The following is an 8022-nucleotide window of genomic DNA, read 5'->3' on the forward strand; positions in this document are numbered from 1 at the left end:
AGCTTGCCTCGCGATCTTTTAAAGGGTCAAAAGATCGCGAGGCAAGCTCGCTCCTACAGGATTTGCGGGTGTGTTGAGCGGTTTGCGCTCAACCTGCGCGCGGGTGTGAGCGCTTAGCGCTCAATACCCAGCCGTTGCAGGCGGCGTTTGAGCGCGTGGCGCGAAATACCGAGCAATTGCGCGGCCAGACCTTTGTGGCCCGCCGAGCGGCTGAGCGCATCGGTCACCAACTCGCGCTCGGCACGTTCGAGCTGGTCACCCAGCACGTGCGATGCCTCCACCTCTTGCCCTTGCAAGGGGGCGGGCAGCATCGCCGCGCTGATGCCTTGGCCCGGCAACAGAATCGTCAGGCGCTCAACCAGATTCTTCAGTTCGCGCACGTTGCCGGGCCAGCGATGACGGCGCAGCGCCGCCACGCAATCGGGCAAAAACTGGATCGGACTGACGCCCTCTTCAACCGCCTGGCGCTGAGCAAAATACTGCGCTAGCAACAGCAGGTCTTCGCCGCGCTCACGCAAGGCCGGGATGTCCACCGTGATGACGTTCAAGCGGTAAAACAGGTCTTCACGAAACCGCCCCAGACGCACATCGTCGGCCAGGTCCCGGTTGGTCGCCGCCACCACCCGCACGTCGGCACTGCTGGCCTGGCTGGCGCCCACCGCACGGTAGCTGCCGTTTTCCAGAAAGTGCAGCAACTTGGCTTGCAGGCTCAACGGCAACTCGCCGATTTCGTCAAGAAACAGCGTGCCGCCGTTGGCCTGGCTGACCAGCCCGGCGCGCTTTTGATGGGCGCCGGTGTAGGCGCCTTTCTCCGAGCCGAACAGCTCGGCCTCGATCAACTGCTCGGGCAAGGCGGCGCAGTTCACTTCGATAAACGCGCTGGCAGCCCGTGAACTGTGCGCGTGCAACGCTTGGGCGACCAAGGTCTTCCCGGTTCCGGACTCACCCAACAGCAGAATCCGCGTGGCCGAGCTGCGGGCAATCCGTTGCACCGCCGCGTGCAGCGTGCTCATGGCCGGGCTTTGCCCTTGCAGGCCGGGCACCGGTGACTCAGGCGTTTCCAGGGCCAAGGTGCTGCTGATGGTGGCGAGCAAGTCATCCAGCTCAAAGGGTTTGGTCAGGTAATCAGTGGCACCGCTCTTGACCGCCTGCACCGCCGCCCGGGTATCGCCGTGGGCAGAAATCATGATCACCGGCAGGTGCGGGCTGCGCTGGCGCAAGCCATCCAGTGTGGCCATACCGTCGATGCCCGGCAGGCCCAGGTCCAGCAAGACAATGTCGATGTCATCCAGCACCTGTTGCAGCGCCGCCTCGCCACTGTTGGCCGTGCTGATACGCATGCCCTCCCCGCGCAATGCATAGCTGAGCGAGCGCACCAGCGCTTCTTCATCGTCGACGATTAACACGTGAACATCAGGCATCTGTGTCTCACTTTTACGTATTCAAAATGATCGGTAGCCGCTGACGAGGCCCGCAGGCGGCTACAAAAACCGGGTGAACGCAGGGAAATCGAGCGCCACCTGTGTGCCCTCACCCACGCGGCTGACGATGTGCATGCGCGCGTCGTTGGCCTCCAGCAGTTGCTGGCTGATGCTCAATCCCAAGCCGGTGCCCTGGGGTTTAAGGGTGAAAAATGGCTGGCGAATCTGCTCCAGGTGTTCGGGCGAAATGCCGCAGCCCTGATCGATGATCAACACCCGCACCCGCCCTTGGCCTGTCTCGGCGCACAAGCGCACCACGCCGCCCTCCGGGCTGGCCTGCACAGCGTTCAAACACAGGTTGAGCAGCACTTGGCGGGCTTGATCCGGGTCGACGAACAATTGCAAATCCCCTGTCGACTCGCACAGCAGTTCGATATTGCGCGCTTGCAAGTGGGGGGCGACCATCGCCGCCGTGTGCTCGAACAGGTGCGCCACCGAGACCACCCGCGGTTTGGCCGGGTGCGGGCGGCCATATTCGAGCAGGTCATTGGTGACCCGTGACAAGCGGTCGATTTCCTTGACCAGGTCACTCAGCAGGTGCCGCCGCTCGGGTTCTTGCTCGCGGCGCAGCAAGGCTTGCACCGTGGTTTTCATGGTCGCCAGCGGGTTGCGCACTTCATGGGCCACACCCGTGGCGAAGGTGCCCAATACGGCGAGGTTTTCGCTGCGTACGGTCTGGTCCATGACCTGCGCCAGACGCTCGGCCATCACGTTAAAGGCGCGGGCCACATGGCTGATTTCATCGTCCTTGGGTTGTAGCGCGAGGCGATAGCTCAAGTCGCCCATGGACAGTTGATGGGCACCTTGCAGCAAGGTGCTGACCCGCGCGCGCAACTGCCGCGAGAGGGTAAAGAAGACGATGAGGATAAACCCGATAAATCCCGCCGCCACCCAGTACAGCCACCAGCGCGCATCGTTCAGGGGCTTGAGGATGGCCCCCGGCTCGACACTGAACACCAGTTGCCAGCCGGGCAAAATCATCGGCCCTTCGTGCCATTGCCCCGGCGCCTTGACGGGCCGCCCGGTGGGGTCGATAAACGCACCGCCAGGCACGCGCAACAAAGGCGCAACCACGCCGCCCATGCCCGCGCTGACCAGCAACTCGCTCAAGGAGGCCAGGCGCAAATGCAGGGCTATGCGCACCTTCTGGTTGGTACGCCCGATGCGGATGCTCTTGCGGATCAGAAAGCTGCCCGAGCCGCCCGCCTTGGGCAGCAGCGGCCCTATCACTTCGACATCGCCGACCCATTGCACCGGCAAACCGGCGATGGACCAGTGTTCACTGCCCCAGTACGGCTCCCCCGACGCAGACTGGCCCGGCAATACTTTGATCAAGCGGTCCTGCTCATCAAAAAACAGCACGCCGTACATAAAGGGCAAGTCCCCTTCCAGCTTGAGCAGCGAGTCGACGTCGCTGATCAGTCGCGATTGATCAACTATGAATTCTGGCATGTTGGGGTGATTGGACAGTGCCGAGAGCTGGTAGAAGCGATCATCCAGAAAGGAAGACAGGCGGTTGGCCGTCGACAATGCCTGGGCATCCAGCCGCTCGCCAGTGAGGCGGTTGAGCAAGTCCTTGGCCAGTTGCTCATAAAAAATCGCCAGGGTAATCAGCGCCACGCTCATGACCACAACGGACAGCAACGTATAGCGCGCCACCAGGCTTCGATGCGGCCGGGCAAGCCACTGCAACAACACATGGAGGGAAGAGTCGGGGTTCATGGCGTTCTTGATTGTTTTTGTAATGGCCCCAGCATAGGGATCGACCCTTGGGCCTGTCCATGACTGCGTGTTGCAGATGTCGCGGCGCATCGCCTAATATACGTTTCGCTTACATTCCATATACATTCCATGTTGGGTCATTTGATGGGCATCGTAAAAATCTCGGACGCCATGCACGAAAATCTGCGCATCGCCAGCAACGCGCTCAGTCGCTCGATCAATGCTCAGGCAGAGCACTGGATGCGCATTGGCATGCTCACAGAGCTGTACCCGGATCTGGATCACAACCAGATCAGTCGCTTACTGATTCGCGCCGAGCTTGAGGGCGGTCTCGATTTAAAACAGCTGTGCCAATTGGCTGATTCGGCACAGGCTGCAGCAGGAGCCCGCCCATGAGAGCGCACGTGGTTATCAATACACCGGCCCAAATCGCCCAGTCCAAAGTCGCCGGCATGCTCGCGGCTGAAGTACTGGCGATGATCACCCCGCACGTCAAAGCAGGGGTGACCACCGACCAGCTCGACAAGATTTGCCATGACTACATCGTCAATGTGCAAAAGGCCATTCCTGGCAATGTCGGCTACCACGGCTTCCCGAAAACCGTGTGCACGTCGGTCAATGAAGTGGTGTGCCACGGCATCCCGTCGGGCCGGGTGCTGCACGATGGCGACATCGTGAACATCGACATCGCCGTTGTGAAGGATGGCTGGTACGGCGACACCAGCCGCATGTACTACGTGGGCGAGCCTAGCCCGCAAGCGCGGCATCTGGTCAAGACCACGTATGAGGCCATGTGCGCCGGTATTCGCCAGGTCCGCCCCGGCGCAACTCTGGGCGACATTGGCCACGCGATCCAGACCGTTGCCGAAAAAGAAGGCTTCAGCGTGGTGCGCGAGTACTGCGGCCACGGCATCGGCAAGGTCTATCACGACGAACCGCAGATCCTCCATTACGGTTATCCCGGCCAGGGCATGAAGCTTAAAACCGGCATGATTTTCACCGTCGAGCCGATGCTCAATGCGGGCAAGCGTCACGTCAAAACCCTGGCTGACCAGTGGACCGTGGTCACCAAGGATTTGTCGCTGTCGGCCCAGTGGGAACACATGGTGGCGGTGACCGACAACGGCTTTGAAGTGCTGAGCCCTTGGCCGGATGCGGTTGAGGAGTTCCCGGCGATTACCTGAGCTGCAAGCACAATGGCGCCTTCTGCAAGCCACTTGGCGCCTTGCTGCTAGTGTGTAAAGGCGGCCAGCCGAGCATTATTTGTTCAGGCGCTGAGGCAGGTGTTTCAGCGGTTTCTAACGAAGAGGTGTTCGAATGTCCAAGATCTGGTTTATCACTGGCAGTTCCCGTGGCCTCGGCCGCTCCATCACTCTGGCTGCCCTGCGCGCCGGAGACCGTGTTGTCGCCACCGCCCGCAAGCCTCAGCAACTGGATGACCTGGTGGCCGAGTTTGGTGATGCGATTTACCCACTGGCACTGGACGTGACCAACAACGAGCAGGTGGAACAGGCGGTTGACGCCGCCGTGAAGCATTTTGGCCGCCTCGATGTGGTGGTCAACAACGCCGGTTATGGCGATCTGGCTGCGGTCGAAGACGTCACCCTGGAAGACTTCCGCGCCCAAATCGACACCAACTTCTACGGCGTGGTGTATGTGAGCAAGGCGGTTGTGCCGGTCCTGCGTCGCCAGGGCAGCGGACACATCTTCCAGGTCTCGTCGCTGGGTGGGCGCATTGGCATGGCTGGCCTGGGCGCGTACCAGAGCGCGAAGTGGGCCGTCGGCGGCTTCTCCACCGTGCTGGCACAGGAAGTCACCCCGCTGGGCATCAAAGTCACCGTGCTTGAGCCGGGCGGCATGCAGACCGATTGGGCCGGCCCTTCCATGACCATCCCGCCTATCAGCGAACCCTACAAACAATCGGTCGGCGCACTGGCCGAGTTGCTCAACTCCCCGGGCATTTTGCCGACCCGCCCGGACCGTGTGGCTGAAATTGTGCTGGAACTGGCCCTCAAGGACGACGCGCCACTGCGTCTGCTGATCGGTAGCGACGCGGTGCAGTACGCTGCCAAGGCCGCGCAAGACCTGGCCGAATCGGATAAAAAGTGGCACGACCTGAGCGTGTCGGCCTCTAACTGAGCCCCCCTGACTGACCTGACATAAAGGAGCCCCCATGTCTGACGCAAGCCGCCCTATTGCCTCTCGTTTCAATGTGCCGGATGCCTTTTGGCATGGCCTGAAGCTGATCGGGCTGGAGCCTTCAGTGGTCCTGCGTCAGGCACGGCTCCCCGTCACGCTGTGCATACGTGAACTGCGTGACCGGCGTCAGGTGAGCACCGAAGAATTCTTTCGTTTGTGGGCCGCCGTGCAGGCCCTCAACCCAGACCCGGCCGCCGCTGTGTTGCTGGTGACCCGGCTTGATTTTGCGACCTTGCCGCCGTCCAGCTTTGCTGCCTTTATCGCCCGTGATTATCGCGACGGTTTGCACCGCCTGGCCCGCTTCAAACAACTGTGCACGCCGGAACGGCTGCTGGTTAATGAAGACGGCCAGACCTGCACCGTCACCATTGACTGGCTGCACACCCCCGAGCTGCCGCCCAACCTGCTGGTGGACGCGGCCTTTGCCACCTTCGTAGAACTGGGTCGCCAAGGTACTCGCGTGCACATTACGCCGCGCAAGGTCGAACTGGCCCGTGCAGACGATGGCAGCCCTGCGCTGAGCGAGTTCTATGGCTGCCCCGTACGCTACAGCGCCGAGCGTAATGCCCTGGTGCTGGACGTGGCGGATCTGGATCGGCCGTTTCCGGGCCATAACCCGGAACTGCTGGACATGCTCAACCCGGCGCTGATAGCTGCACTGGCCGAGGCCACGGCGTCGGCCAGCATCAGCCTGCAAGTCAAGGCGGCACTCAAGCGCATCCTCGCCAGCGGTCGCCCGGAACTGGCCGACGTGGCGCGGGAACTGGGCATGAGCGAGCGCACCTTGCAGCGGCGAATTACTGAAGATGGCACGAACTTTCGGCAACTGATGCTGGAGACCCGCCAAGAGGTGGTGCGCCATCTGCTCAGCGAGCCTTCAATTGAAATTGAAGAAATTGCCTGCCTGCTAGGCTACGAAGACACCAACTCGTTTTATCGGGCGTTTCGCTCATGGGAAGGCACGACGCCAGCGCGTTGGCGCGCCTCGCAAGCCCAGCAGCCCATGTCGTCCTCCACTCATTAACGCTAACGGACTACTGAGATGAAAATTGTGATGTTTGGCGCCACCGGGATGGTGGGCCAAGGGGTGTTGCGTGAGGCTCTGGCCGCACAGGATGTGACCCATGTCCTGAGCATTGGCCGCTCTGACAGCGAAACAAGCCACCCCAAACTGCGCACCCTGGTGCATGCCGACCTGCTCGACTACTCGGCCATTGAAGACCTGCTGACGGGCTTTGACGCCTGTTTTTTTTGCCTCGGCGCCTCGGCGGTGGGCATGGACGAAGCCGGGTATTCGCGCATCAACCACGACATCCCGCTGGCGGCCGGCCAAGTGCTGTCGCGCCTCAACCCGCAACTGACCTTTACCTATGTGTCGGGCGCAGGCACCGGCAGCCAGTCAGCCATGTGGGCTCGGGTTAAACGGCGCACCGAAACCGACCTGCTGGCGTTGCCGTTCAAGGCGGCTTACATGTTTCGCCCTGGGGTGATCCAGCCGTTGCACGGCGCGCGTTCGAAGACGCCGATGTACAACGCATTCTATGTGCTGACCTCGCCCTTGCTGTCGATTGCTCGCAAGTTGCTGCCCAAGTACGTGTTATCGACTGAAGAAATCGGCTTGGCGATGCTCGAAGTAGCGCGCCACGGTGCGCCGAAAAACATTCTGGAGACGGTGGATATTCGGGGATTGGTGAAGGGCTGAATCAATCGCATGTGTATGCGTAGGAGCGAGCTTGCGTAAGTGTCCGGGCATCCCGTCTGGCGCAGCTTTTATACAAGACACAACGCTTGAGAGGGGTGGTTATGATTCGTGACGCATTACCCGAGGATGCGAAACGCATCGCTCACGTTCATGTCAGTAGTTGGCAACACGCTTATCTTGATCTGATGCCCACTGACTATTTAGCCTCCCTTAGTACGACATTGCCTCAAAGAGAGGCCTATTGGGCCCGCACAATTGAAGACAAAGACGCTGACGTTTTAGTCGCCGAAGTGGAGGGAAACGTTATTGGCTGGCTTTCGCTGGGGGCTTGTCGCGATGAAAACACGCCCGAAGCAGCGTCGGGAGAAGTCATGGCGATCTACGTTTTGGCTGAATACTGGAGTAAGGGTATTGGCGCCCAATTGTGGCAGGCGGGTTTTAAGCGTTTGCTTGATCAAGGTTATAAACGCATCACCTTATGGGTTTTATCTGGCAACGAAAGGGCCATTCGTTTCTATAAGGGCCTTGGTGGAACAGAAGAGCCTGGCAGTTGCCGCACGCTCGTGCGTGGTGGCGTGACGCTGGATGAGGTGAGGTATGTTTGGAGCAATTGATTTTCTCTTACGAGCGTGTTCCGGCATCGATTCGCCACATTTCGAGGGTTCCCTGGATTTTGCGTAACCTGACCTTTATCTATGCACCGGCAGCCAATCGGCTTGGCCATGCTCGAAGTGGCGCGCCATGGTACGCCGAAAAGCATTCTGGAAACGGTGGACATACGGCGGTTGGTGAAGGGCTGAGTCAATCAAATACGTGTAGGAGCGAGCTTGCCTCGCGATCTTTTGATCTTTTAAAAGATCGCGAGGCAAGCTCGCTCCTACTTCCATCACGCGACCGTCAGCATGATAAAAAACCCCC

Annotated in this window: 9 protein-coding genes; 7 read left to right on the forward strand and 2 right to left on the reverse strand. The window is 60.4% G+C overall.

Annotation, left to right across the window (positions count from 1 at the left end; genetic code table 11):
* Positions 1 to 113: 113 nt before the first annotated feature.
* Together QMX84_RS25135 and QMX84_RS25140 are read right to left on the reverse strand one after the other, a co-directional pair.
* Positions 114 to 1421, reverse strand: a complete 1308-nt coding sequence (locus QMX84_RS25135; protein ID WP_153331822.1) for a sigma-54 dependent transcriptional regulator — start codon at positions 1419 to 1421, stop codon at positions 114 to 116.
* Positions 1422 to 1481: 60 nt separating this feature from the next.
* The gene (locus QMX84_RS25140) at positions 1482 to 3203 is read right to left on the reverse strand and encodes an ATP-binding protein (RefSeq protein ID WP_282365060.1); all 1722 of its coding nucleotides are present in this window, start codon (positions 3201 to 3203) and stop codon (positions 1482 to 1484) included.
* Between the two features lie 144 nt (positions 3204 to 3347).
* Between QMX84_RS25140 and QMX84_RS25145 the strand changes: the two genes are divergently transcribed.
* The 7 genes from QMX84_RS25145 to QMX84_RS25175 form a co-directional block, all read left to right on the forward strand.
* Positions 3348 to 3599 (forward strand): ParD-like family protein, encoded by a 252-nt coding sequence (locus tag QMX84_RS25145; protein WP_048368667.1) that lies wholly within the window; start codon positions 3348 to 3350, stop codon positions 3597 to 3599.
* Positions 3596 to 4387, forward strand: coding sequence for a type I methionyl aminopeptidase (gene map / locus QMX84_RS25150; RefSeq protein ID WP_262123785.1), 792 nt, complete (start codon positions 3596 to 3598; stop codon positions 4385 to 4387). Before QMX84_RS25145 ends, map begins: the two co-directional genes overlap by 4 nt.
* A 133-nt stretch (positions 4388 to 4520) precedes the next feature.
* Positions 4521 to 5342 (forward strand): SDR family NAD(P)-dependent oxidoreductase, encoded by an 822-nt coding sequence (locus QMX84_RS25155; RefSeq protein WP_123750321.1) that lies wholly within the window; start codon positions 4521 to 4523, stop codon positions 5340 to 5342.
* A 34-nt stretch (positions 5343 to 5376) separates the two neighbouring features.
* The gene (locus QMX84_RS25160) at positions 5377 to 6426 is read left to right on the forward strand and encodes an AraC family transcriptional regulator (RefSeq protein WP_282365061.1); all 1050 of its coding nucleotides are present in this window, start codon (positions 5377 to 5379) and stop codon (positions 6424 to 6426) included.
* 18 nt (positions 6427 to 6444) lie between these two features.
* The gene (locus QMX84_RS25165; RefSeq protein WP_282365062.1) at positions 6445 to 7104 is read left to right on the forward strand and encodes an NAD(P)H-binding protein; all 660 of its coding nucleotides are present in this window, start codon (positions 6445 to 6447) and stop codon (positions 7102 to 7104) included.
* A 101-nt stretch (positions 7105 to 7205) separates the two neighbouring features.
* On the forward strand, positions 7206 to 7718 hold the full coding sequence (locus QMX84_RS25170; protein WP_262123781.1) for a GNAT family N-acetyltransferase: 513 nt from the start codon (positions 7206 to 7208) through the stop codon (positions 7716 to 7718).
* Positions 7706 to 8022, forward strand: a 317-nt coding sequence (locus QMX84_RS25175; protein WP_282365063.1) for a hypothetical protein, incomplete at its 3' end; no start/stop codon positions are given. The genes QMX84_RS25170 and QMX84_RS25175, both read left to right, overlap by 13 nt.

The sequence above is a fragment of the Pseudomonas sp. PS01297 genome (assembly GCF_029959305.1).
GTDB lineage: Bacteria > Pseudomonadota > Gammaproteobacteria > Pseudomonadales > Pseudomonadaceae > Aquipseudomonas > Aquipseudomonas helleri.

Bases quoted from the DNA above. Each gene is read 5' to 3' on its own strand.
- QMX84_RS25155 (WP_123750321.1), top strand. From the start codon at position 4,521: ATGTCCAAGATCTGGTTTATCACTGGCAGTTCCCGTGGCCTCGGCCGC.
- QMX84_RS25165 (WP_282365062.1), top strand. From the start codon at position 6,445: ATGAAAATTGTGATGTTTGGCGCCACCGGGATGGTGGGCCAAGGGGTG.
- QMX84_RS25140 (WP_282365060.1), bottom strand. From the start codon at position 3,203: ATGAACCCCGACTCTTCCCTCCATGTGTTGTTGCAGTGGCTTGCCCGG.
- QMX84_RS25145 (WP_048368667.1), top strand. From the start codon at position 3,348: ATGGGCATCGTAAAAATCTCGGACGCCATGCACGAAAATCTGCGCATC.
- QMX84_RS25135 (WP_153331822.1), bottom strand. From the start codon at position 1,421: ATGCCTGATGTTCACGTGTTAATCGTCGACGATGAAGAAGCGCTGGTG.
- QMX84_RS25160 (WP_282365061.1), top strand. From the start codon at position 5,377: ATGTCTGACGCAAGCCGCCCTATTGCCTCTCGTTTCAATGTGCCGGAT.
- QMX84_RS25170 (WP_262123781.1), top strand. From the start codon at position 7,206: ATGATTCGTGACGCATTACCCGAGGATGCGAAACGCATCGCTCACGTT.
- map (WP_262123785.1), top strand. From the start codon at position 3,596: ATGAGAGCGCACGTGGTTATCAATACACCGGCCCAAATCGCCCAGTCC.